Here is a 24595-nt window from a genome sequence, read left to right on the forward strand (position 1 = left end):
TTACGAAAAAGTAATTCATAATTCAAAATTCGGATTTGAATTTATAGCCATTGGAACTTTAATCCGAATGATAAACTCAGATAATCACGGGGACGGAGGTAGCTATTTGTTACACCACTGATCAGATAAAGATCGCATGTACTTATCTCGTAGAAGAAAGTCACGGACTTTGCCAGAAATCGGCGGTTAGGGTCAATATCATAGGTCAGCCGTTGTCCCATGAAAACATGGATACGCACCTTGCTTGAAAAACCATAGTATCCTTTCGGATAACGTTCCGGTTCGCTGACCCAGAACTGATTGCCGAATACGGTATTCAGATATAGTCCGCAGGAAAGCGGCTCGGTAGAGAATCCTTTCCCCAGGTTGATGCTCCAGGGCATATAGTTCTGTTTCAGTGTCATGGTCACTTTTGCCTTCTTGGACGAATACTTCGGGATAAATCCGAGCAACAGGTCAGTTTCCCACTGATTTCGTTTTCCGTAATCCCATCCGGTGCCGAAGGAGAGTAATCCCATATTTCCGGCATATTGTATTTTAGAGTGGGTCGGAATGATGCGTTCCCAGTTTTTGCGGAAGCGATGTACACGTCTGTCGTAGCCGGTGCGAAGAACCGGTTCGGCAATATAAGGAAGTACTGTGTCTGCTTTGACTATTGTGAATGCAGAATCACCCTCATGAAAGGCTATGATAGAATCTGCCTTAATTGCCAGTTTCAGCGAGTCGGGTTTATAGTTCCTGATAATGGTATCTGGCTTGCAAGTAGCCGAAAGCAGGCTGGGGAAGAGTAGAAGCATAGTCAGTACTCCTGCGCGGATCATATATTTAGTATTCAACCAGTTCATATTCGTATTTTTCCGGGGTTATAGTAAATACCAGATAACTGCGACTTTTCATGCAGTCGCTGACAATATAATGCACATCGTCATCAAAAAGGATTCTGTCATCGAATCCGTGATTATGGGCGGCCGTGCAGAACTGTAGTCCCGGATATTGGGTGATGTAGTACTGGAACGGCTTCGCCACATTATCATTGAACACATCTGCAAAAGGATGTGCATGCATGCTGACTACGGTTTTTTCAAACTCATCCGCCCTGTCCGTCAGTTCCTGTTCCATAAAACCGAAATTGGGAATAGGCTCCGAATAATCATATTCCAGCGCATTGGTATTAAGGCAGACGAATTTCACATTGCCCGCAATGAATGAGAAGTTGGTAGGTCCGAAAACAGCCTGATAAGTTTCTGCTCCGGTACCCAGACAGTCATGATTCCCGATAAGGACGACATAAGGCACTTTCAGTCCGTTCATGATGTCCCGCTGCCAAAGAAACTCTTTGGTCAGCCCGAAGTCACTCATATCTCCTCCGTGAATGACGAAATCGATATCATCTCTCTTATTGACCTCTTTTACAAAGTCTTCTGTCTCATCATACCATCGCTGCGAATCGCCCATCGTGATAAAACGGATGGTTGTCTTTCCTTTGCACTTAGCTTCTATTTGTTCAATGTTATGAGCATTTACGTCTGTCTCTCCACTGATACGTACATCGTAGGGGTGGTAGTCTATCAGATCGCATCCGGCCAGAAGCAGGCAGACCAGGAGAGTGTATAAATTCTTGTTTACCATAAATAGAATAATTTATTTAATTGAAAACTTGATGCGAAGATAGAGTTTTCAGTTGAGATATGGGCGATTGCTTGGGCGAAATAAGAAAAATGGAACAATAAATAGGCATTAATGCATACTTTCCACTGAGAAAAGAAATACGATTGTCTTTGTCTAATAATTAGACGCATGTGTCTAATTATTAGACAGTAGATGATAGGACAGATAACTATAAATGATTGAGAATGAGTATTCTCACTATTGTGGCACGTTATCTGCACTGCATCATAAAAAAAACAGGAATATATTATATAATCATGAGACAAATCTATTATGTCATTCGAACTTTGCTGCGGGGGCGTAGTTCCAATGTTGTCAAGGTCATTTCTTTAGGGCTTGGGCTGACAATGAGTATTTTATTATTTGCCCGCGTGGCTTTTGAGCAGAGCTTTGATAAATGCTTTAAGGATTATGAAAACTTATATCAAGTCTTTTCCATCTTTACGATGAATGGCGAACAACTCGAACCGCAGGATCAAAATTGCGGACCGGTAGCGGGTGCAATTCTTGAAAACTTTCCCAAAGAAGTGGAGGCGGCTACCAGTTACTGCCTTTGGGTGAATGATCCTCTCTATCATGGTAGTGTCCGTTTTGAAGTCAGAAAGCTGGCGGCAGATTCCCTCTTTTTCCAGACGATGGGAATCGAGGTCTTAAGCGGAACTCCGGTGAAAGATTTAGCCCAAAAAGATGTAGTTTACCTGAGTGACCGTTTGGCACGAAAGATGTTCGACACAGAGAATCCGATAGGCAAGGTTATCTCATACAGTAAGGAGATAGAACTTACGGTAAAAGGCACCTATGCTGATATACCGGAGAATGCGACGGTAAGGCCTGAAGCGGTGATTTCTCTGCCGTCGATATGGAGCCGCAAATGGGGAAATTACTCATGGAGAGGCGGCGACAGCTGGCTGGCGTTCATCCGTTTTCGTCCCGGAGCCGATAAGTCGGTAGTGAATGCCCGGATAGACGCAATGATACAGAAGTATCGTCCTGCGGAAGATCAAAAAGTGGTTGGATATACCGCTTTTGTAAAGCCCATCCGTGATGTATACCGTGACAATAAAGATGTAAGGCGGATGCGGAACATCATGACTATTCTGGGTATTACTATTCTTTTCATCGCTTCATTGAATTATGTGTTGATTTCTGTTTCATCACTTTCCTATCGGGCGAAAGCGGTCGGTGTGCATAAATGCAATGGGGCAGGAAACATGACCATATTGAGTATGTTTCTTTGGGAAACAGCGATTATCATTCTGTTTGCCCTGATCCTGATGGGATTGATCTTATTGAATTTTCAGGATTTCTTTGAAGATACGGCAGCTGTCAAGTTAAGCGCTTTGTTCAGCTTGGATCGTATTTGGGTACCTTTATTAACGGTGGCTGTACTTTTCGTTGTGGGTGGGGTATTGCCGGGACGACTGTTTGCAAGGATACCCGTTACTCAGGTATTCCGCCGATACACGGAAGGTAAAAAGGGCTGGAAACGACCGTTGCTGTTTATCCAGTTTGCCGGTGTAGCATTTATTTGCGGACTGATGTATGTGGTGATGATGCAATATTATTATATCTTGAATAAAGATTTGGGTTATAATCCAAAGCGTGTAGTGGTGGCCAATGCCAGCTTCGGTGAGGAAGAAAAAGGAAATTATGCCTTGAATGTTTTCCGGAATATGCCTTATGTGGAATCCGTGTCCAGTGCCACTTATCATCCTGTCTACGGATATAGTGGAACGATTATTAATGATGAAAGCGGACAGTCACTATTTTCATCCCGTTATTGCAGTGTTCCGGATGATTATCCGAAGATGATGGGGATGGTTCTGAAAGAGGGACGTATGCCCCGTGGTGACGATGAGACAGTCGTCAATGAGACTTTTGCCGAGTGGATGCATTGGGGAAACAATATACTGAATCGTACGGTTTATAATTCGGGATACGTATGTAAGGTAGTGGGCGTGATGAAAGATTATCGCATCGGAAGTTTTACCAGCCCGCAACAACCGTTGCTGCTTATGCACACCAAGAGGTTTGGTGATTGTATCCATGTCCGGTTGAAAGAACCTTTTGCCGAGAATCTTCTCAAACTGAATAAGGAGATGGAGAGTGCATTTCCTGATAAGACTATCGAATTTCGGTCGATGCAACAGATGATCAAAGAGAATTATAACTCTGTTCGTGTTTTCAGTAATGCTACGATGCTGGCGGCAATAACAATGTTTTTTGTGATGTTGATGGGATTGATAGGCTACACTACGGATGAGGTCCGCCGTCGTTCCAAGGAGATAGCCATACGCAAGGTGAATGGTTCTGAAGCAACCGGAATCTTGGAACTGCTGGTGAAAGATGTGCTTTATGTAGCTGTTGTTGCAGTTTTAATCGGAGTGGTAGCAGCATGGTACGTCAATGGTATGTGGATGGATTTGTTTGCCGAACATGTTCCGCTCAGTTGGGCTGCCTATCTTCTGATAGCAATTGCAAATCTGGCAGTCATTGTGGCATGTGTACTTTGGAAATCATGGAAGATTGCCAATGAAAACCCGGTCAATAGTATAAAGAGCGAATAAAGAAGAAATAAAAAGTATAACAACATAATAAATGAACAAGATGATACAGATTGAAAACATTAGTAAAGTATTCCGTACTACCGAAGTAGAGACAGTCGCATTAAATCACGTGAACCTTGAAGTAAAGGAAGGAGAGTTTGTTGCCATTATGGGACCTTCGGGCTGTGGCAAGTCCACCTTACTGAATATTCTTGGTTTATTGGATAACCCAACCGAAGGTTCTTACCGATTATTGGGAGAAGAAGTTGCCGGACTGAAAGAAAAGGAACGTACCGGCGTCCGCAAAGGCAAACTGGGCTTTGTATTTCAGAGTTTTAACCTGATAGACGAACTGAATGTCTTTGAGAATGTAGAACTTCCGCTGACCTATCTTGGTATCAAATCTTCCGAACGCCGCCGCATGGTAGAAGACATCTTGAAAAGGATGAATATCAGCCACCGTGCCAAACACTTCCCGCAACAACTTTCCGGCGGTCAGCAACAACGTGTGGCAATTGCCCGTGCGGTAGTGACTAATCCAAAGCTTATCCTTGCCGATGAGCCTACCGGTAATCTGGACTCCAAGAATGGCGCGGAAGTAATGAACCTGCTGACAGAACTGAACAAGGAGGGAACCACCATTATCATGGTAACGCACTCACAGCACGATGCGAGTTTCGCACATCGTACCGTACATCTGTTTGACGGTAGTGTAGTGGCAAGTGTAACGGCATAAACCGGAACGACAATGAGACAAATCTATTATAGCATCCGAACCTTACTGCGCGAACGCGGCACAAATATCATCAGGGTAATTTCTCTTTCGCTGGGACTTACTATTGGTATTTTGCTCTTTTCGCAGATTGCGTTTGAATTGAGTTATGAACGTTGCTATCCGGAACCGGAACGACTGGCTATTGCACGTTGCCTGACCACTAACCTTAGCACGGGGGAGACAATGGGAGACGACGGCAACAATTATGATTACACACTTTTTGATGTGGTTGCATCTACTTTGGCGCAGGATATGCCCGAAGAAATAGAGTTTGCCAGTTGTGTCCTCACCGGACAAGGGATGAGTATATATTACGAAGACAAATTATTATCGGACGTTAACTATATATACGCTGATACTTGTTTCTTCCAGACTTTTGGTATCCCTGTCTTAAAAGGGAACCCGAAAGATATGATCATGCCGGGAAGTGTGTTTGTGTCAGAGCATTTTGCCCGTGAAACGTTTGGAGATGCGGACCCTATCGGTAAAATTCTTAAAGCAGACAGGCAAAATGATTTTACTATTCGTGGTGTATACAAGGATATGCCGGAGAATACGGTGCTCACTCACGACTTTGTTGTCTCCATCCATCGGGATGGAGGATATCAGGGAGGATATGGCTGGAAGGGAAATGATGTCTTTTACACGTTTCTTCGCCTGCGTAATGCTGCGGATATTGACAAGGTGAATGACAACATCCAACGGGTAATCGAAAAATACACTCCTGCCCAGTATGATGACTGGAAAATGAATTTCAGTGTCATCCCATTGGTGAAGTATCATTTGATATCTTCCGATGTGCAGAAGCGTTTGATCATATATGGCTTTCTGGGATTCGCTATCTTCTTTGTGGCCATCATGAATTATATGCTGATATCTATTGCCACCCTAAGCCGTCGTGCCAAAGGAGTAGGAGTACATAAATGCAGTGGTGCCAGTTCCGGAAATATCTTCGGCATGTTTTTGGCAGAAACAGGAATCCTTGTTATCTTTTCCGTACTTCTTAGTCTTCTGCTGATAGTCAACGCACATGAAATAATCGAAGATTTGCTTTCTGTCCGTCTATCCTCACTTTTTGCGTGGGAGACACTATGGGTGCCTTTGCTTACGATTGTGATACTTTTCCTTTTGGCAGGTGGCATACCGGGACGGCTGTTTTCGCGTATACCAGTCACGCAGGTGTTCCGTCGTTACTCTGATGGTAAAACGGGTTGGAAACGTTCGTTATTGTTTATACAGTTCACAGGTGTCTCATTTGTTTTGGGGCTGTTGCTGGTAACGCTCCTGCAATACAACCATCTGATGAGCCGCGATATGGGAATAAACGTTCCGGGACTGGTTCAGGCAGGAACCTGGTTGCCGAAAGAAACGGTAGAGCATGTCACCGATGAACTGCGTCGCCAGCCTATGGTAGAGGGAGTGGCTGTTGCTACAAGCGGAGTAATCGGACAGTACTGGACACGCGGACTGATGAGTAATGACGGTAAAAGAATCGCTACACTTAACTTTAATTATTGCAGTTATAACTATCCCGAAGTAATGGGAATAAAGATTATCGAAGGCAGCACTCTTAAGAAACAGGACGATTTATTGGTGAATGAAGAGTTGGTACGTCTGATGAAATGGACAGATGGGGCGGTAGGAAAGAAACTGAATGATATACAGGGTACGATTGTCGGTGTCTTCCGGGATGTCCGCAACTATAGCTTCTTTTCAACTCAGGCACCTATTGTCTTGATAGGATCGGAGAATACCAATCATGTATTTGATGTCCGTTTGAAAGAGCCGTATGATGAAAATCTGAAACGTCTGAACGAGTTTGCCGATAAGACATTTCCGAATGTAGCCTTGCATTTCAGTTCTGTAGACGGTATGATAAAGGATATATACAAGAGTGTATATCGTTTCCGTAATTCAGTCTGGATCACTTCAAGCTTTATTCTGCTGATTGTAATAATGGGATTGATCGGATATGTGAATGATGAAACGCAACGTCGAAGCAAAGAAATAGCTATCCGGAAAGTGAATGGAGCCGAAGCTTCTCATATTTTGCGTCTGTTGATACGCGAGATTCTGTATGTCTCCGCATCCTCCATATTGATTGGTACCATTGTTTCCTATTTTGTCGGAAAGGCATGGCTTGACCAGTTTGCCGAACAGATTTATATGAACCCGTTATTGTTTGTGGGTACGGCGCTGTTTGTCTTATTGCTGATCGTAGTTTGCGTTGTGTTGAAAGCGTGGCACATCGCCAATGAGAATCCGGTGAAAAGTATAAAGAGCGAATAAGAATATTATTATCTTTTAGGCACGGATTAACGCGGCTTTTATGAGATGCATTCATTGCAGAAGTAATCTTAATCCGTGTATTCGTGCCTAAATATTTTTCATACTGATATATCTTTTAGCATAGCGTCCTTTTTGCTTTATTCCGCCACTTTATCCGCTATCGGATGTTCTTTCGATACTTTCTTTATATAAATCATCAGACTGATAACTGCCGTAATAAATGCTAAAGAGTCCGATACCGGCAGACTGATCCATATTCCCTTCAGTCCCCACCAATGCGGGAATAACAACAGGCAAGGCAGCAAATAAAGCAACTGCCGCGTCAACGAAAGGAAAATACTTATTTTTACTTTGCCTATACTTTGGAAGAAGTTACCGATTACAATCTGTGCTCCTACAAACGGGAACATAAGTACAGTCAACCGAAGACCGTCCACCGCAAGTCCGATTAACTCATCACTATCCGTGAAGACTGCCGATACTGCATGAGGGAAAAACTCGCAAATCAGAAAGCCACTGCTTGTAATCACTACACCGGAAATAATTCCCAGCTTTAGCGTCTGTTTCACCCGGTCTATCTTCTGTGCTCCGAAGTTGTAGCCTACAATCGGCTGCATGCCCATCGTCAGTCCCAATACGATCATGACATAAAGCGTCAGCAACCGGTTGATGATTCCGTAAGCACCGATAGCCATGTCGCCTCCATGTTCCTGCAAACTATTATTAATCACGATAACGATGGCACAAGCACAGACATTCATCAGGAAAGGAGACATGCCGATAGCGAAAATACTCTCTACAATCCTTCCTTTCATTTTCCAGACCTTTCCCTCAAAATGCACCGTACTGTCTTTCTTGCAGAAGTGGCTCACCACCCATACCATTCCGATCAGCTGTGAGATAACCGTTGCTGTAGCCGCTCCCCGCATTCCCCATTCAAAGTGAAAGATAAAGATAGGAGCGAGGATGATATTTGCTACTACCGTTACCATAGAAGTAAGCATCGCTTTCTTCGGATATCCGGTGGCACGCATCACATTATTCAGACCGATCATCGTGTATGTGATGGGAGTTCCCAATAAAATCACCTGCATAAAACTCCGTGCATAAGGCAGTGTGTCGGGACTGGCACCAAAGAAAGTCAGTATATCATCAAGAAAGATAAAAGACAGGATACCGAAAAAGAAAGAATTTGTGATACAGAGCATCAGCGTATGTGACAGAATCTCCGTAGCCCCTTTCATATCTTTCTGTCCCAGGCGAATAGAAGCGATGGTAGAACCACCCGCCGAAACGAGTGTACAGAAAGCAACGACCAGATTCATCAGAGGAAAGCTCACCGCCAGTCCGGCAATAGCCATCGCACCCACACCGTGACCGATGAAGATGCTGTCGATGATATTATAGATAGACGTGATTGTCATCCCGATGATAGCGGGAATGGAGTATTGCAACAGTAGTTTACCGATGCTTTCTTTTCCTAATATGTGCGGATCGTTTTTGCTCATGCGCTCGTATGGATTGTTGGATGAAAACGAATGTTACGTTTTTTTAAGTGGGGCAAAGGTACGAATTATTTGCCTGATTCGATGATTATTCGGAACTTTGCACAATTCAATACACAAGGTTTAACGTTTTAGGTAAAAAGAAAGATTACGTATGGATACAACAAAGACAATTGCGGCACTGTTCGATTTTGATGGTGTCATCATGGATACGGAAACACAGTACACTGTTTTCTGGGATGAACAAGGGCGTAAATATCTGAATGAAGAAGACTTCGGCCGTCGTATCAAGGGACAGACGCTGACCCAGATTTACGAGAAATATTTCTCGGACCTCCCCGAAGCTCAACAAGAGATTACGGCCGGACTCAATATTTATGAGAAAAGCATGTCCTATGAGTACATCCCCGGTGTAGAAGCTTTTATTGCCGATCTTCGTAAACACGGAGCAAAAATAGCCGTTGTAACCAGCTCCAACGAAGAGAAGATGCAAAACGTCTATAACGCCCATCCCGAATTTAAAGGAATGGTAGACCGCATCCTGACCGGAGAAATGTTTGCCCGTTCCAAACCCGCTCCCGACTGTTTCCTGCTCGGTATGGAAATATTCGGTGCTACTCCCGAAAACTCGTACGTGTTCGAAGACTCCTTCCACGGTCTGCAAGCCGGAATGACTTCCGGTGCCACCGTTATCGGTCTTGCCACTACCAATACAAGAGAGGCCATCACCGGAAAGGCACATTATATAATAGATGACTTTTCGGAAATGACCTTTGAACACTTATTGGCTTTGCATCGTTAGTTTTTTCTTGTTATCTTCTTGATTTGTCCTTTTGGCCGCCTTCTCATTAACTTGGGGAGGTGTTTGAAAGGATTTTTTCTTTTTCTTTCTCACTTATGAAAGAAATGTTATAACTTTGCCGCAATTTTTGATGGCGTTGACGCCTTATTTAATTTCTAGTTTTAATTTAAAATTTAAGAAACATGGCTGGTTATATATCAGATGACACAAGAAAGGTGACTACTCATCGCCTGGTTGAAATGAAGCAAAGAGGCGAAAGAATATCTATGCTTACTTCTTATGATTACACAATGGCACAGATCGTAGATGGTGCGGGAATGGACGTAATTTTGGTAGGCGACTCCGCTTCCAACGTGATGGCAGGTAACGTGACTACATTGCCTATAACTCTCGACCAGATGATTTATCACGCTAAATCAGTGGTACGTGGCGTAAAACGCGCTATGGTTGTAGTCGATATGCCTTTCGGATCTTATCAGGGTAACGAAATGGAAGGTCTTGCTTCTGCCATCCGCATTATGAAGGAAAGCCATGCCGATGCTTTGAAACTGGAAGGTGGAGAAGAAATCATCGATACGGTGAAACGTATCATCAGCGCGGGTATTCCGGTGATGGGACACTTGGGACTGATGCCTCAGTCCATTAATAAATACGGTACTTATACGGTACGTGCCAAAGATGACAGCGAAGCTGAAAAGCTGATTCGTGATGCTCATCTTCTCGAAGAGGCAGGCTGCTTTGCCATCGTACTCGAAAAGATACCGGCTACTCTTGCAGAACGTGTGGCTTCCGAACTGACGATACCTATTATAGGTATTGGTGCCGGTGGTCATGTTGACGGACAAGTATTGGTCATTCAGGATATGCTTGGAATGAACAACGGATTCCGTCCGCGCTTCTTACGTCGTTATGCAGACCTGTATACGGTGATGACTGACGCTATCAGCCGTTACGTATCCGACGTGAAGAATTGCGACTTCCCTAACGAGAAGGAACAATATTAAAACAGTATATGGCAGTTAAATTGTGGACAGTTCATTTTATGCGGATATGCGTAGCTAATTTGCTGTTGTTTATCTCCCTGTATATCTTGTTTCCGGTACTTTCCGTTGAGATGGCAGACCGTCTCGGAGTACCGGTGGCACAGACAGGAGTGATCTTTCTTTTTTTCACTTTAGGAATGTTCCTTATCGGTCCGTTCCATGCTTATCTCGTAGATGCTTATAAGCGTAAGTACGTATGTATGTTCTCTTTTGCCACGATGGTGGCAGCAACGGCAGGATACGCCTTTGTGACGAACATCACGGAACTTATCTTGTTGAGCACCGTACAGGGACTGGCTTTCGGAATCGCTACCACCGCAGGAATCACACTTGCCATTGACATAACGAACGCTACACTTCGCAGTGCCGGAAATGTCAGTTTCTCCTGGATGGCACGTCTGGGGATGATTATAGGCATTGTTCTGGGTGTCTGGCTTTATCAGAGCTATTCCTTTAAAAATCTATTGTCTGTATCGGTGATTACCGGAGCAGCAGGTGTTTTGATGGTATCCGGAGTATATGTGCCTTTCCGTGCACCGATTGTGACCAGGCTTTATTCATTCGATCGCTTTTTGCTGTTGCGTGGATGGGTGCCTGCCATCAATATGATTCTGATCACCTTCGTTCCGGGATTGTTGATTCCGCTTGTACACCGTTTCCTTAACGATTCCGTATTGGGAAGCAGTGGAATCCCTATACCGTTCTTTGTCGGTACAGGCATCGGATATCTTGCCTCCCTGTTGCTGGCGCGTCTGTTTATTCTGAAAGAAAAAACTCTGCGGCTGGTGCTCGTCGGCATCATACTGGAGATTGTAGCCATCACTCTGCTGGCCTCCGGTTTCCCGGTAGGCGTACCTTCCATACTCTTGGGTTTGGGACTGGGGTTGGTGATGCCGGAATTTCTGGTCATGTTCGTGAAACTGTCACATCATTGTCAGCGGGGTACGGCAAATACCACTCATCTGTTGGCCAGCGAAGTCGGATTCGCATCCGGAATAGCTGTTGCGTGTTACTTCGATTTGGAAGCGGATAAGATGCTCTATACAGGACAGGTGGTAGCTGTGATTGCTTTGATTTTCTTTATACTGGTTACATATCCATATTATAAGAGAAAGAAAGTGAGATAAATCGTTTCGCACTATTTCCGTGACATGATTGTCTATCATAAATAAAAAGACTGGCGTTATCCTGACGGAGATAATGCCAGTCTTTTTATTAAAGACCTGTCAACAGATTTGTTGTTAGCATAGAGTGCTTAGTTTCTGCTTACCTGTTTAACTCCCTTCACTGTCCGCAGCTTTTTGATCAGCGCTTCCAGTCGTCCGGTATCACCCACCATGACCGTAAGCGTTCCGGAGAATAGTCCGTCGTTAGAATTGATTCCGATGGACCGCAGACTGATTCCATTCTCTTTGGAAATGATGGAAGTAATATTGGTAACAATGCCGATATCATCATGACCTACTACGCGCAGCGTAATAGGATACTGCGTACCGACTGACTTGCCAGCCCAACGCGCTTTAACAATCCGGTATCCGAACCGTTCGCGCATCTGATTGGCATTCGGACAGTCTGCCCGGTGAATCTTGATACCTCCGCTCACGGTTACAAATCCGAATACATCATCCCCATAGATCGGGTTACAGCATTTGGCCAGTTTAAATTCCAGTCCTTTCAGATTCTGATCAATGACCAGTACATCCTCTTTTGAACTAGGTTCTTCCTGAGTTGCCTGCAAATTATATCCTTCGGCACTGCGATACACAATCTCATCGTGCGTGTCATTGTCCCGTCTCTGCTGTTCAAGGTATTTGTCCAGAATGTCGTTGACATCCAATGTCTCGTCAGCAATCTTCTGATAAAACTCTGTCACATTTTTAAAGCCCAGCCGCTTGATCAGGCGCATCATGGTGGCTTCGTCATACTCCATCTTCCGGTTCTTGAACTTCCGTTCCAGTGTCTCTTTGGCGAAATCGTGCTGGCGTGCTACCATCTCTTTGAGTGCCTGCCGTATCTTGGTGCGGGCTTTGGAAGTCGTCACGATGTTGAGCCAGTCCTGTTTGGGAGTCTGGGTATTCGACGTCATGATTTCTACCTGATCACCGCTGTTCAGTTTCTGTTTGAGCTGTACATTTTTGCCGTTTACTTTCGCACCGATACACTTGCATCCCAGTTTGCTATGGATGTGGAATGCGAAATCGAGCACAGTAGCTCCTTTGGCAAGTTTGAATAAGTCTCCTTTAGGCGTGAATACAAATACCTCATCCTCGTAAAGGTCCATCTTGAACTGATCCATCACTTTCAGTGAGTCGTTATCCGCATTTTCAAGCGCTTCACGTACCGAAGTCAGCCATTCGTCCAGTCCTGTTTCCCCTTTGATACCTTTGTATCTCCAGTGTGCGGCGAGTCCCCGTTCAGCGATCTCGTCCATCCGGCGGGTACGGATCTGTACTTCCACCCATCTTCCTTCCGGGCCCATCACGGTAATGTGCAACGATTCATAACCGTTGCTCTTTGGAATCGAGAGCCAGTCCCGCAGACGTTTCGGGTTCGGCTGATACATATCCGTTACGATAGAATAGACCTGCCAGCATTCCTGCTTTTCTTTGGCCGGGTCCGGTTCGGAATCCAGAATGATACGGATAGCGAACAAGTCATAGATACCTTCAAACGGAGTCTTCTGCTTCTGAATCTTATTCCAGATGGAATGGATGGATTTGGTACGTCCCTTGATGTCGAACTTCAGTCCGGCTTCCTTTACCTTCTTCTGGATAGGATCGATGAAAGAAGCGATATACTTGTCGCGGGATGCTTTCGTCTCGTTGAGCTTCTCCTTTATAAAGTAGTAGGTTTCCCGCTGCGTATATTTCAGCGACAAGTCTTCCAATTCCGATTTCAGCTTGTAAAGTCCCAGTTTGTGGGCCAGCGGAGCATATAGGTAAGCAGCTTCGTTCGCTACTTTCACCCGGTCTTCCTCGTTGCCTGTATCCTTGATTTGGCGCATGATGTTCACACGGTCTGCGATCATAATCAGGATGACGCGCATATCTTCGGCAAAAGAGAGCAGGAGATTGCGGAAATTCTCCGATTCTATCGCCGGACTTTTGGAGTACAGTTCGTTTGTTTTCACCAGTCCTTTGATGATACTGCCTACATCTTCGCCATATTCGGCATTCACTTCTTCGATAGACAGGATATGTGCCTTCACTATTTCGTGAAGCATGATGCCGACCAGACACGAACCTTTCATGCCAATTTCTTCGGCTACGATAACTGCCGTTTGTAAATCTCTGATGACGGGATTCATCCCGAAGTTATTGCGTTGCAGCCCGTTACACTGGGCGGCTTTGATAAGATGTTTCTTTAATTTTTGGCAATCCCTCCAGAAAATCGTATCTCCGGCAGATTGCAACAGATGCCTGTAGAGTGAAAAAAGCTCCTTCTTTTCCTCTGATGTAAAAAAGTCGTCCATATTCAATCTTGTTAATTCGACGTAAAATTAGTTTTTTTCCCGGTTATTCGGCAAGAAGTAAATAACATTTTGTATTTTTGGGCATCAATTAATAAAAATAGATATTATGATAACGACACAGGACAAAGAGTTGCTTGCCAAGAAAGGCATCACGGAGGCGCAGATAGCAGAACAGCTGGCTTGCTTCCAGACGGGTTTTCCTTATTTGAAACTGGACGCTGCCGCTTCCATAGAAAAAGGCATATTGGCTCCTGACGCAGAAGAAAAGAACGCATATCTGGCTGCATGGGATGCTTATAAGAATACGGATAAAATCATCGTGAAGTTTGTTCCTGCTTCGGGCGCTGCCAGTCGTATGTTCAAGAATCTGTTCGAGTTTCTGTCCGCAGAGTATGACAAACCTACTACAAAGTTTGAGCAGGCATTCTTCGACGGAATCAAGGATTTTGCTTTCTATGACGACTTGAATGTAGCTTGTCAGCGTACAGCCGGAAAAGATATTCCGGGGCTGATGGAAGAAGGTAATTACAAAGCCGTAGTAGCTGCCCTTCTCGAAACTGCCGGACTCAACTACGGAGCACTTCCGAAAGGTCTGCTCAAATTCCATAAATATCCCGAAGGTTCACGTACTCCACTGGAAGAACATCTTGCCGAAGGCGCTATGTATGCAGCCGGAAAAAGTGGTAAAGTCAACGTACACTTCACTGTCTCTACCGAACATCGCGAACTCTTCAAGAAACTGGTGGAAGAGAAAGCCGAAGCATTCGGCAAACGTTACGGAGTAGACTATTACATCACCTTCTCCGAACAGAAACCAAATACCGACACCATCGCTGCCGATATGGACAACCAGCCGTTCCGAGACAATGGTAAACTCCTGTTCCGTCCGGGTGGGCACGGTGCACTGATCGAGAACCTGAACGATCTCGACGCTGATATTATCTTCATCAAGAATATCGACAACGTAGTACCCGATAAACTGAAAGCCGACACCGTTACTTATAAAAAACTGATTGCCGGCGTACTCGTGTCCTTGCAGAAAAAGGCATTCGAATACCTCGAACTGCTCGACAGCGGAAAGTATACGCACGAGCAAATCATGGAAATTCTCCAATTCCTGCAAAAACAACTTTTCTGCAAGAATCCCGAAACGAAGAACCTCGAAGATGCCGAACTGGTGATCTACCTGAAGAACAAACTGAACCGTCCGATGCGTGTATGCGGTATGGTGAAGAATGTAGGTGAGCCGGGTGGCGGTCCGTTCCTTGCTTATAACAGTGACGGAACTATCTCACTGCAAATCCTCGAAAGCTCTCAGATCGACATGAACGATCCTGCCAAAAAGGAAATGTTCGAAAAGGGTACGCACTTCAATCCGGTAGACTTGGTTTGTGCCGTACGCGATTATAAAGGTCACAAGTTCGACCTGGTGAAATATGTAGATAAGGCGACCGGCTTCATTTCTTATAAATCAAAGAACGGAAAAGACCTGAAAGCGCTTGAACTTCCCGGCTTATGGAATGGTGCGATGAGCGACTGGAACACAGTATTCGTAGAAGTTCCTCTTACCACTTTCAATCCGGTGAAAACGGTGAACGACCTGTTGCGCGAGCAGCATCAGTAGGATTTAAAACAAGATTGGGTCCAGTCTGTCATTCTTCCTCCTCCGCGGTCGTCCGAATGGCAGATACAGACAAATGTCTCTCCCGATCATTATAATTACTAATTAAGTAAAAGCAAAATCTGAGAGGCTGACTAAAAAGTCAGTACTATCTTAAATCTCCTCCTTCCCGAAGGAGGAGATTTAAGATACTGCCGACTTTTAGTCAGCCCTAGTGTAGATACAACCGACTTTTTAGTCACTACTTATAATAAAAAGAGTATTTAGGATGAATCAGATAGAAAAGATCATTGACATTGCAACATGGAACAGAAAAGAGCATTTTGAACATTTCAGCGCATTCGATGATCCCTTTTTCGGAGTGACAGTCCATGTAGACTGTACCCGTTCTTATCAGGAGGCTAAAGACAAAGGCGTCTCCTTTTCTCTTTTACTATTACATCGTATCATCACTGCCGCAAGCAAAGTCGAGGAATTCCGTTACCGCATCGAGGGCGACAAGGTAGTCTGCTATGACAGTCTTCTTCCCGAAGCGACAGTAGGGCGTGCCGATCATACTTTTTCTTTTGCTGCCTTTGAGTACGATCCCGATGAGCTCACTTTTATCCGTAAGGCGAAAACCGAAATGGAGCGGCTGCAAGCCACCACCGGACTGAACAAAGGAGGAACTTTCCATCCCAACGCCATTCACTATTCGGCTGTCCCATGGCTGGCCTTTACAGATATGAAACACCCTTCGAACATGCGTTCGGGCGATAGCGTCCCCAAAATATCCACCGGAAAATACTTTCGGGAAGGAGAGAAGCTGATGCTCCCCATTTCCGTCACTTGTCATCACGGACTGATGGATGGTTATCATGTTGCCAAGTTTATTGAGACCCTTGATTTATGAAACCGTCAGGATCTGGAGACTAACAATGACGGCACTATGAGAAACAAGACCCTGAGATGGAAAACCATCGCTCTTTGTTCCATCATGTTTTGCCTGCCGAAGACTCCTTTGGCAGGGCAGGAGTCTTTTGGTTTTATCCATCGTTTGGGAATGGAAGCCCGTCCGCAATATGTATTTCCTACCAACCCCTTCCTGCAAGGAGAGAACGAACGCTGGAAACCGATTCAGACATCGTTTGCCGCCCACTTGAAATACTCGTTCAAGTTTCGCCCCAATACTTGTGCCGACCGTATTTACGGTGGAGCTTATCAGGGTATCGGTGTGTCCCTTACCACCTTTGGTGATAAAAAACAGTTGGGCGATCCTTTCTCATTCTATGTGTTTCAAGGAGCACGAATTGCCCGTTTCTCTCCCCGTGCCTCGCTCAATTATGAGTGGAATTTCGGTTTGTCCGCCGGATGGAAGCCATACGACAATTATTATAATTCCTATAATGGTGCGGTCGGTTCACGGATGAATGCTTATATCAATGCCGGAGTTTACATAAACTGGGCGTTTTCCCGTTACTTCGATCTGATTGTCGGAGGCGATTTCACGCACTTCTCCAATGGTAACACTAAATTCCCGAATGCGGGAATCAATACTGCCGGAGCCAAGATCGGACTCGTCTACAATTTCAATCGTACGGAAGAAGACCTCTCGAAATCACTCTATCAGCCTGTCACCACCCGTTTTCCCCGGCATATCAGTTATGATGTCGTGCTGTTCGGGTCATGGCGTCGAAAGGGAGTGTGGGTAGGAGAGAAGCAGATCGCATCTCCCAATGCGTATCCCGTTGCCGGATTCAATTTTGCCCCGATGTATAATCTGGGTTATAAATTTCGCGTGGGAGCTTCACTGGACGGTGTCTATGATGGCAGTGCCAATGTATATAGGGAAGATGTAATTGTGGAATATGGGAGCAGCAGTTCTAAACGTGAGTTCCTGAAACCGGGCATTCAGCATCAACTGGCCTTGGGACTTTCGGGACGTGCGGAATATGTGATGCCTTATTTTACCATTGGCGTCGGTATGGGAGCCAACGTGCTCAGCCGTGGCGATATGAGAGGCTTTTACCAGATTCTTGCATTGAAAATAGCCGTTACCCGCAGTTCCTTTCTTCACATCGGATACAATTTGCAGAACTTCCAGACGCCCAACTATCTGATGCTCGGACTCGGTTTCCGTTTCCACAATAAATATCCTAAGGTACGTCATTAATAAAAAGAAATATACTAATTTTGCATCACTAACATAAAACACTCAAAATAATGAAGAAAATATTGTTACTCGGTTCCGGAGAGTTAGGAAAAGAGTTTGTGATCTCTGCACAGCGCAAGGGGCAACACGTCATTGCTTGTGATTCTTATGCCGGAGCACCTGCTATGCAAGTTGCCGATGAATTTGAAGTCTTCGACATGCTGGACGGTGAAGCATTGGAACGCGTTGTCGAAAAACATCATCCGGACATCATCGTTCCGGAGATAGAAGCCATCCGCACAGAGCGTCTCTATGACTTTGAAAAAGAAGGAATCCAGGTAGTGCCCAGTGCCCGTGCCGTCAACTTCACGATGAACCGTAAGGCGATCCGTGACCTTGCCGCCAAAGAACTCGGCTTGAAAACAGCCAACTATTTTTATGCCAAGACCCTGGACGAACTGAAGGAAGCAGCCGCCAAAATCGGTTTCCCTTGTGTCGTCAAACCGTTGATGTCTTCTTCCGGCAAAGGACAGTCTCTCGTCAAGAGTGCCGACGAGCTTGAACATGCCTGGGAATACGGATGCAGTGGCAGCCGTGGCGATATCCGCGAACTGATCATCGAAGAATTCATCAAATTCGACAGTGAAATCACCCTGCTCACCGTTACACAGAAAAACGGACCTACGCTGTTCTGTCCTCCTATCGGACACGTACAGAAAGGCGGTGACTACCGTGAGAGTTTCCAGCCTGCACACATCGACCCTGCACACTTGAAAGAAGCCGAAGAAATGGCGGAAAAAGTAACCCGTGCCTTGACTGGTGCCGGACTTTGGGGAGTGGAATTCTTCCTGAGCCATGAAAACGGAGTCTACTTCTCCGAGCTTTCTCCCCGTCCGCACGATACGGGCATGGTGACATTGGCAGGAACACAGAATCTGAATGAGTTTGAACTTCACCTGCGGGCCGTACTCGGTCTGCCCATCCCCGGCATCAAGCAGGAGCGGATCGGTGCAAGTGCCGTTATCCTTTCTCCGATAGCGAGTCAGGAACGTCCTCAGTATCGTGGCATGGAAGAAGTGACGAAAGAAGAAGACACTTATCTGCGCATCTTCGGCAAGCCGTTTACCCGCGTCAACCGTCGCATGGGAGTCGTACTTTGCTATGCACCGCTGAACTCCGATCTGGATGCGTTGCGTGATAAAGCGAAACGAATCGCCGAGAAAGTAGAGGTGTACTAAATAAAAAAGAATGAGAGTGAGTCAAAAGCAAAAGGATAGTGAATATTGCTTTTGATTCTCTCTCATCATCTCCTCTTATATAACTCATAATGAAAAACATGAAAAAGACTAAACTATTGGCAGCTACTGCTATGCTATTACTGACTTCCTGTTCACCTAAAGTGGTCACTCATATTGTAAGAACCTATCCGAATCCCGTTCCGGCAGATTCGGTTTATGTCATCGAACCGGGAGATACAGTTCCAAACACAGCCGAAACGCTCGGAAGTGTTTCTGTTGTAGACCGGGGTACATCCAGAAATTGTCGTTATGATCAAGTGCTGCGCCTGGCACAAGAAGCCACCGGGAAGAACGGTGGAAACGGACTCGCCATTACCGAACATGTGAAACCTTCTTTCTGGGGAAGTTCCTGCCATCAAATCAACGCTTTAATGCTTCGCCTGACGGACACAAAGGTGAATGCGACTGAAGGAAACCCTGTACAAGACATGATTGACCTTGGCCGGGTGGCTGTGAAAGAAGAAAAGGAAGAGCGGAGAGCACCTGCCAACACGTTCGAAGCGAGCTTCGGGTATGGTTGGGTGACCAGCAAAATGTATGATATCAACGGTGCGACTTTAGACTCCAAAGGAGGAATCGATTGGAAGCTCGCTTACGAATATACGTGGAGCAATGGTATGGGAATCGGATTGCAATATTCCGGTTTCAGAAAGTCTTTCTCCGATGGAGGAGACATGACCTTCTCTTATATAGCTCCCGAGTGGGTAGGTCGCTCGAAGTTCGACAGATGGATTTTAAAGTCGGGACTCGGGATGGGCGTTTTCCTTTATCATGATCCCCTCTACAGTGCTACCGGATTTGGTTTTCATGCCACGGTGGGAGTGGAATATATGCTTTCCGCCAATTGGGGACTCGGCTTGACTCTGAACGGAATTAGCGGTAGCCTGCCCAAACAAGACTGGATGCTGCTGAAAGAAGACGAGCGTTGTGGAATCACCCGCTTTAACCTGTTGGGTGGGTTGCGCTATTACTTCTGATGATAACTCCTTCTTTCTAGGAAGAATATCAATGTTTATACTGTACTTAGATTTATAAATAAAGAGAGAGGGCAGAAGTCTGAAACTGCATCCTCTCTCTCGCGTTTATAACATTGTTATTTCTTTGATCTTACAGACTCATCGCATTACCGCCTACAATACCCAGCACTGCCGAAGCCACCGCGATGACTACTTTCAAAATGGTATCCCAAAGGGATCTCTTGACTGCCATAACTTTACACACCTCCTTTCCGACTCTTTACATGATTGATTACTAAGTGAATCATTACCGAATGAATGATTGCAAGGCATAACTTTCCTCCTTTACCTCAAAGCACGGGCACGCCTTGATCCACTCCTCCGGCTCAATCTCTCCATTACCGTTGCGATCCGGCGACAAGTCGCGATGACCGCACACCCGGCAACCGGGGAATCTCTCTTGCAACTGATGCACCAGCAGCCGGAGCGCTGCCCGCTGTTCCGGTGTCCGTGTGTCCGCCGGGCGTCCCCGGCAGTCCAGGCCGCCTTCGTAGCAAATTCCGATACTCTCCGCATTAAAACCTTTCGCATGTGCCCCGATCCGTTCCACCGGACGGGTAAGATGCGTTGTTCCATCTTTGCGGATATAGTAATGATAACCTGTCCCGTTAAATCCCCGCCGGCGGTGCATCGTATCCAGATCAAAAGCCGTCAACTCCTTGTCTGCCCGCGTTGCAGAACAGTGAATCACAATTAAATGAATCTTCCTCATAAAGCCACTAATTCTAACTATCAATCCCTCGTACATTGATTACCAACTCTCAACTCTCCACTTCTTACACTGTCGGGTCCGGAGCTTCCTCGTCGCCTCCGCCGCCTTCGTTTCCACCGCCACCGGGGGTGTTGTCCTCTCCTGATCCGTCGCCTTTCTTCTTTTTCGGGGCTTCGAGGTCGAGAAACTCGATCTTGTCACCGGCACGGGTAGACGTTAGGTTGGGGCGGACGCTGCTGGAAGGGCGGAAGTTGATCTGTATAGATTTGATATTCTTCACCGTACACTCTTCTTTCGTGGTTGCTCCCAGCGTATGGGCGGATAGGCTGAATACACCGAAGTCTCTGATATTGACCGATTTTCCGTCGAAGAGCGCCGCTCGCATTGCCTCCACATAGTTGGTCAGTACGCTTTGGATGTCGCCCAGGGAGAGGGAACTCTTGTCTTTCATGATGTAGGCGATGCCGTCAAGGTCTACACTTTGGCCCATCGTCACCAGTTGGGGGTGGTACTTCAGCACCCCGTCAATTTTTCGCGGGTCTTTACGACCCATTCTTTTAAATGGTATTGCCATGATGATAAATTAAAGATTTAGAAAAATATAAATTAATAATTACTGATTGCTGTCACTCGATCAGTGTCGGGAGAGAGAATGAGCTCTGTTTCTTTCTTTCGATGTGTCAAAGGTAGCCTATTATTAAGCCATGAGAATACGTACTTTATCGTACTTCGTCGTACTTTCTTTCAGAATGTATTTACTTTCTTTCTGATTGATTTTATTTTACTTGTTTGCTTGTGTGCGCAAATATGTTTTAGTATATTTGAAGTACGAAAGAACTTAAAAACAACGATATGAAAACAGAAAAAGAAGAAGCGGAAGAAGAACCGTTTGTCATCCGTCCGTATTTGAAGTCGGAGCTGGCTCACAAGTACAATCCACATTTGCCATTGATTTATGCCATGCAGAAACTACGGGGATGGATCAGAAATAATAAAGAACTTTATGACGCTATGTATAGCGGTGGAGAAGGAAAAAACGATCATGCTTATAGCAGCAGACAGGTGAGGCTGATCGTGAAGTTTCTCGATGAGCCGTGAATCTGTTTTTCGATGAGTCGTGAATCTGTTTCTTGATAAGTCGTCCGTCTGTAAGGAAGAAACAAATTAGCTATTAGCATATCGAAATTAGCTATTAGCTAATTTGTTTTTGCTAATAGCTAATTTCGATATGCTAATAAGACTTATTGTTTTTTTCTTGTGACAATGAAGTAAAAGTCACGAATTTCCCCTTTCAAAGTCCAGTAAAGTCCAGAAAGTCCATATTAGATTTTCAGAATATACGAACCGTGACCTAACTTGCTGATTCTCCCTGCTTTAATGCCTTTATTCAATAAGTAGTAAACGGTGCTTCTTGAGAGGTTCAATTCCTCTCCCAAAGCACATGCTTCTTTGGCTGAAAAACTCTTTTTGAGTTTCGTCAGAAGTCGCGAGAGATTATCGGGCGATTGTAATGGTTTCGTATCTTCGGCAGAGCTTTTTACCGAAGTACTGACCAGTTTACTATGTTCGAAGCAACACAGCACGATGGCGAGCGCTGCTTTGAAATGCGCGTCCGAGCAGTATACTTCGGGTGTTTCCATTCTCATGGTTCCCTTGTCGATGGCGGAGAAAATGCAGCAGATGCGTGCCGTTATCACTCCATAACGTTTCACCACCCCCAGCAGGTCATCATTACCTAACTGGTCCGTATCTTTGAGCAGTTGCGTGAATACCCGGTTGAATTCTTTTTTCTGTGTATCTGTCAGCTTTACTTCCGTAGGAGAATCTTTCAGAAACAATGCCATCTGTGCGAAGCGCATGGACAACTCGTTGAAGAGATCGTCCGCCCGCACCTTTTCCTCCGCGAACACATCCTGCCATGCTGCCGGAAGTCTGAAGGTATTGATCAGAAAGCGGTTGTACAGCCCTGTCTCCATGGTCGGGATGAATAAAATGAGGCTGGATGGAGTGCCGGTGAGAAAAGCCGACAGGGAGGGATATTCCACTTTCAGCGGATGTCGTCCGTTGATCTTGTAGGACGAACTGATCAGTTCGTGCTCGAATGCCTTGCAGAGGATATCGTCGAAGTGTCCGTAATCTTGGTTGCGGGCTGTGCTGACGCTGCTGGCTTCGGTACTGGTGAGCAAGGAAGAACAACTTTGGTTGTTGATGAGGTGAGTGATGAGCTGTGCACGGCTGATGTCGGCAGGGATCAGCGGAAATGCCAGCTTCGGCTCCTCCGGTTCGTCCGGCAGGTTGGTGGCAGCAGTATTCTTTTTGCGTATCGCCTGCAAGGAGAGGGTGTAGTCCCTGAGTGCTTTCTTGTATTCCTTTTCGATCTTCAGACTCTGCTTCTCCCAATACTCACAATAGTGCTTGTGCAGGCGTATGCCATAGCCGATGAGGTTCTTGTTGGCACCGGAGGAAGCTACGACGATACAGTAGATATTGGGCTGATAATTCCGTCGGTTGTAGCGGATGCTTACACTGGGGAGCATGCTGCTTATCGTGGTAATACATGACAACAAGAGTCCGTCCCTTTCACGCTCATCTCTTGCGATGGAGACGCACTCCTTGAAGATGGCGGGAATGAGATCGTAAATTTCGTCAGGAAAGGTCGGAGTCTGCTCTCTGAGCTCTTCTCCGATGATTTCATCCTCCTTTTCTGCCGGATTTTCGTTTTCTGAAAATCCTATAACGGACTTTTGGACTTTACTGGAATTTGAAGGAGGATTTTCGAAGCTTTCCGTCTCTGCCGCAGTCATTACATTCTGGTAAGCTGATTTTACAGTACGTGCGATTTCGGGCTCACGGAAGTTGTCTTCTTCCAAGGTGCGAACCAATTCGGTGGTCAGTTCGTTACGGTCGATGCCGCGTTTGCAGGCAGCGCAGCTGAGCCGGAAAACGGTTCCGTTCCGGTCGCCCGTTGCGGCAGGGTAGAGGGTGAGGTAGGACTGTACGAAGGGAGCGGCGGAAATCCGGTTATCCGGCATCGCAGGCGGATGTCCGTTGGAGAAAGAGGTGGGAGTGCAGGTGGTACGGGGAGCGGAAGTGACGGGAGCGTAGGTGACGCGCAGAGTGAGTGCACCGTTCGGCAGAAAGTCGTTGACGGCCTTTGCGTCACCGTTGTAGTATGCGTCCGGGTCGTATGATCCGAAGCAGGGATGGGTGATATCCTTGCATTTCCCGTCGTTCTCTACGCCGAGAACGGTGGAAACGAGCTTTGCCGTCGCTTCATAAATGGCAGGATAATCGTTTACTCCATCGATATCTATACGAATGAACAACTTAACACCACGTCCGGAGATGCTGATAAACGCTCCCAGTACGTATTCGAGCAGGCAGGCACGTACGAAAATATCCTTTGTCTGTTCGTCCGTATGGTCGATGTCGATGCAGAGTGCGAGTGACAGGGAGGTAAGGTTGTTTTTTGCGTGTCCATTCTTGCATATGCCTGCGGGGATGACACATGCCATGCTGTCTTTGATGGTTTGCGCGTCGTGTTTGCGGTCTTTTGCCAGACAGCTGCGGTGGCCTTCCGTAGGCACTTTCCAATGTCCGTTGCGTACCATTGCGAAAAAATCTTCAAAAGTTATAGTCGTGGGAGTTTTACTCCAAGTGTTGATAAATAGTGACACTTGGTACATGTGCTTTCTCATTTGAAATATAATATATAAG

The 24595-nt window shown here is 45.7% G+C and carries 20 protein-coding genes; 12 read left to right on the forward strand and 8 right to left on the reverse strand.

What is annotated here, in order from left to right; genetic code table 11:
• Window positions 1–41: 41 nt before the first annotated feature.
• Window positions 42–845: a hypothetical protein gene (locus BT_RS03455; RefSeq protein ID WP_008761367.1), complete on the reverse strand. Its 804-nt coding sequence runs from the start codon at window positions 843–845 to the stop codon at window positions 42–44.
• Entirely contained in the window at window positions 826–1629 is an 804-nt protein-coding gene (locus BT_RS03460) for a metallophosphoesterase family protein (RefSeq protein ID WP_008761368.1), read from the reverse strand. Before BT_RS03460 ends, BT_RS03455 begins: the two co-directional genes overlap by 20 nt.
• 296 nt (window positions 1630–1925) lie before the next feature.
• Between BT_RS03460 and BT_RS03465 the strand changes: the two genes are divergently transcribed.
• The 3 genes from BT_RS03465 to BT_RS03475 are packed head-to-tail and all read left to right on the forward strand — an operon-like array spanning window position 1926 to window position 7278.
• Entirely contained in the window at window positions 1926–4235 is a 2310-nt protein-coding gene (locus BT_RS03465; protein ID WP_032850355.1) for an ABC transporter permease, read from the forward strand.
• A 40-nt stretch (window positions 4236–4275) separates the two neighbouring features.
• Window positions 4276–4950 carry an ABC transporter ATP-binding protein gene (locus tag BT_RS03470; protein ID WP_008761370.1) on the forward strand — a complete coding sequence of 225 codons (675 nt, stop codon included), beginning with the start codon at window positions 4276–4278 and terminating at the stop codon, window positions 4948–4950.
• A 12-nt stretch (window positions 4951–4962) separates the two neighbouring features.
• Window positions 4963–7278, forward strand: a complete 2316-nt coding sequence (locus BT_RS03475; RefSeq protein ID WP_011107404.1) for an ABC transporter permease — start codon at window positions 4963–4965, stop codon at window positions 7276–7278.
• A 137-nt stretch (window positions 7279–7415) separates the two neighbouring features.
• On the opposite strand, the gene BT_RS03480 is transcribed toward BT_RS03475, so the two are convergent.
• Entirely contained in the window at window positions 7416–8786 is a 1371-nt protein-coding gene (locus BT_RS03480) for an MATE family efflux transporter (protein ID WP_008761372.1), read from the reverse strand.
• A 151-nt stretch (window positions 8787–8937) separates the two neighbouring features.
• Here BT_RS03480 and BT_RS03485 point away from each other — a divergent pair, with 151 nt between their 5' ends.
• From BT_RS03485 to BT_RS03495, 3 genes are all read left to right on the forward strand, one after another.
• Window positions 8938–9585, forward strand: a complete 648-nt coding sequence (locus BT_RS03485) for an HAD family hydrolase (RefSeq protein WP_008761373.1) — start codon at window positions 8938–8940, stop codon at window positions 9583–9585.
• A 182-nt stretch (window positions 9586–9767) separates the two neighbouring features.
• Entirely contained in the window at window positions 9768–10589 is an 822-nt protein-coding gene (gene panB, locus BT_RS03490; protein WP_008765576.1) for a 3-methyl-2-oxobutanoate hydroxymethyltransferase, read from the forward strand.
• Between the two features lie 8 nt (window positions 10590–10597).
• Entirely contained in the window at window positions 10598–11755 is a 1158-nt protein-coding gene (locus BT_RS03495) for an MFS transporter (protein WP_008761375.1), read from the forward strand.
• Between the two features lie 128 nt (window positions 11756–11883).
• Here the strand turns inward: BT_RS03495 and BT_RS03500 are convergent, their stop codons facing one another.
• Window positions 11884–14100: a RelA/SpoT family protein gene (locus BT_RS03500; protein ID WP_011107405.1), complete on the reverse strand. Its 2217-nt coding sequence runs from the start codon at window positions 14098–14100 to the stop codon at window positions 11884–11886.
• A gap of 106 nt (window positions 14101–14206) precedes the next feature.
• Between BT_RS03500 and BT_RS03505 the strand changes: the two genes are divergently transcribed.
• The 5 genes from BT_RS03505 to BT_RS03525 all read left to right on the forward strand — a co-directional run bounded on the left by BT_RS03505 (window position 14207) and on the right by BT_RS03525 (window position 20127).
• Window positions 14207–15724, forward strand: a complete 1518-nt coding sequence (locus BT_RS03505; RefSeq protein WP_011107406.1) for a DUF4301 family protein — start codon at window positions 14207–14209, stop codon at window positions 15722–15724.
• A 265-nt stretch (window positions 15725–15989) separates the two neighbouring features.
• Window positions 15990–16613, forward strand: a complete 624-nt coding sequence (locus BT_RS03510; RefSeq protein WP_008765580.1) for a chloramphenicol acetyltransferase — start codon at window positions 15990–15992, stop codon at window positions 16611–16613.
• An 84-nt stretch (window positions 16614–16697) separates the two neighbouring features.
• On the forward strand, window positions 16698–17873 hold the full coding sequence (locus tag BT_RS03515) for an acyloxyacyl hydrolase (RefSeq protein WP_225011901.1): 1176 nt from the start codon (window positions 16698–16700) through the stop codon (window positions 17871–17873).
• 50 nt (window positions 17874–17923) lie between these two features.
• Window positions 17924–19090, forward strand: coding sequence for a formate-dependent phosphoribosylglycinamide formyltransferase (purT, locus tag BT_RS03520; RefSeq protein ID WP_008765582.1), 1167 nt, complete (start codon window positions 17924–17926; stop codon window positions 19088–19090).
• Between the two features lie 98 nt (window positions 19091–19188).
• Window positions 19189–20127 carry an outer membrane beta-barrel protein gene (locus BT_RS03525; protein ID WP_055229865.1) on the forward strand — a complete coding sequence of 313 codons (939 nt, stop codon included), beginning with the start codon at window positions 19189–19191 and terminating at the stop codon, window positions 20125–20127.
• 130 nt (window positions 20128–20257) lie between these two features.
• Here BT_RS03525 and BT_RS03530 read toward each other — a convergent pair whose 3' ends face one another.
• The 3 genes from BT_RS03530 to BT_RS03540 all read right to left on the reverse strand — a co-directional run bounded on the left by BT_RS03530 (window position 20258) and on the right by BT_RS03540 (window position 21452).
• Window positions 20258–20359: a smalltalk protein gene (locus BT_RS03530; RefSeq protein ID WP_149192761.1), complete on the reverse strand. Its 102-nt coding sequence runs from the start codon at window positions 20357–20359 to the stop codon at window positions 20258–20260.
• Window positions 20360–20413: 54 nt separating this feature from the next.
• Window positions 20414–20878 (reverse strand): N-acetylmuramoyl-L-alanine amidase, encoded by a 465-nt coding sequence (locus BT_RS03535; RefSeq protein ID WP_105100245.1) that lies wholly within the window; start codon window positions 20876–20878, stop codon window positions 20414–20416.
• A gap of 64 nt (window positions 20879–20942) precedes the next feature.
• Window positions 20943–21452 carry an HU family DNA-binding protein gene (locus tag BT_RS03540; protein ID WP_008765585.1) on the reverse strand — a complete coding sequence of 170 codons (510 nt, stop codon included), beginning with the start codon at window positions 21450–21452 and terminating at the stop codon, window positions 20943–20945.
• Between the two features lie 278 nt (window positions 21453–21730).
• On the opposite strand from BT_RS03540, the gene BT_RS03545 reads away from it, so the two are divergent.
• The gene (locus BT_RS03545) at window positions 21731–21976 is read left to right on the forward strand and encodes a DUF4248 domain-containing protein (protein WP_008761384.1); all 246 of its coding nucleotides are present in this window, start codon (window positions 21731–21733) and stop codon (window positions 21974–21976) included.
• A gap of 224 nt (window positions 21977–22200) precedes the next feature.
• On the opposite strand, the gene BT_RS03550 is transcribed toward BT_RS03545, so the two are convergent.
• Window positions 22201–24564, reverse strand: coding sequence for a DUF3987 domain-containing protein (locus BT_RS03550; protein WP_162303189.1), 2364 nt, complete (start codon window positions 24562–24564; stop codon window positions 22201–22203).
• Between the last annotated feature and the right edge of the window lie 31 nt (window positions 24565–24595).

This window comes from Bacteroides thetaiotaomicron VPI-5482 (genome assembly GCF_000011065.1).
Lineage (GTDB): Bacteria > Bacteroidota > Bacteroidia > Bacteroidales > Bacteroidaceae > Bacteroides > Bacteroides thetaiotaomicron.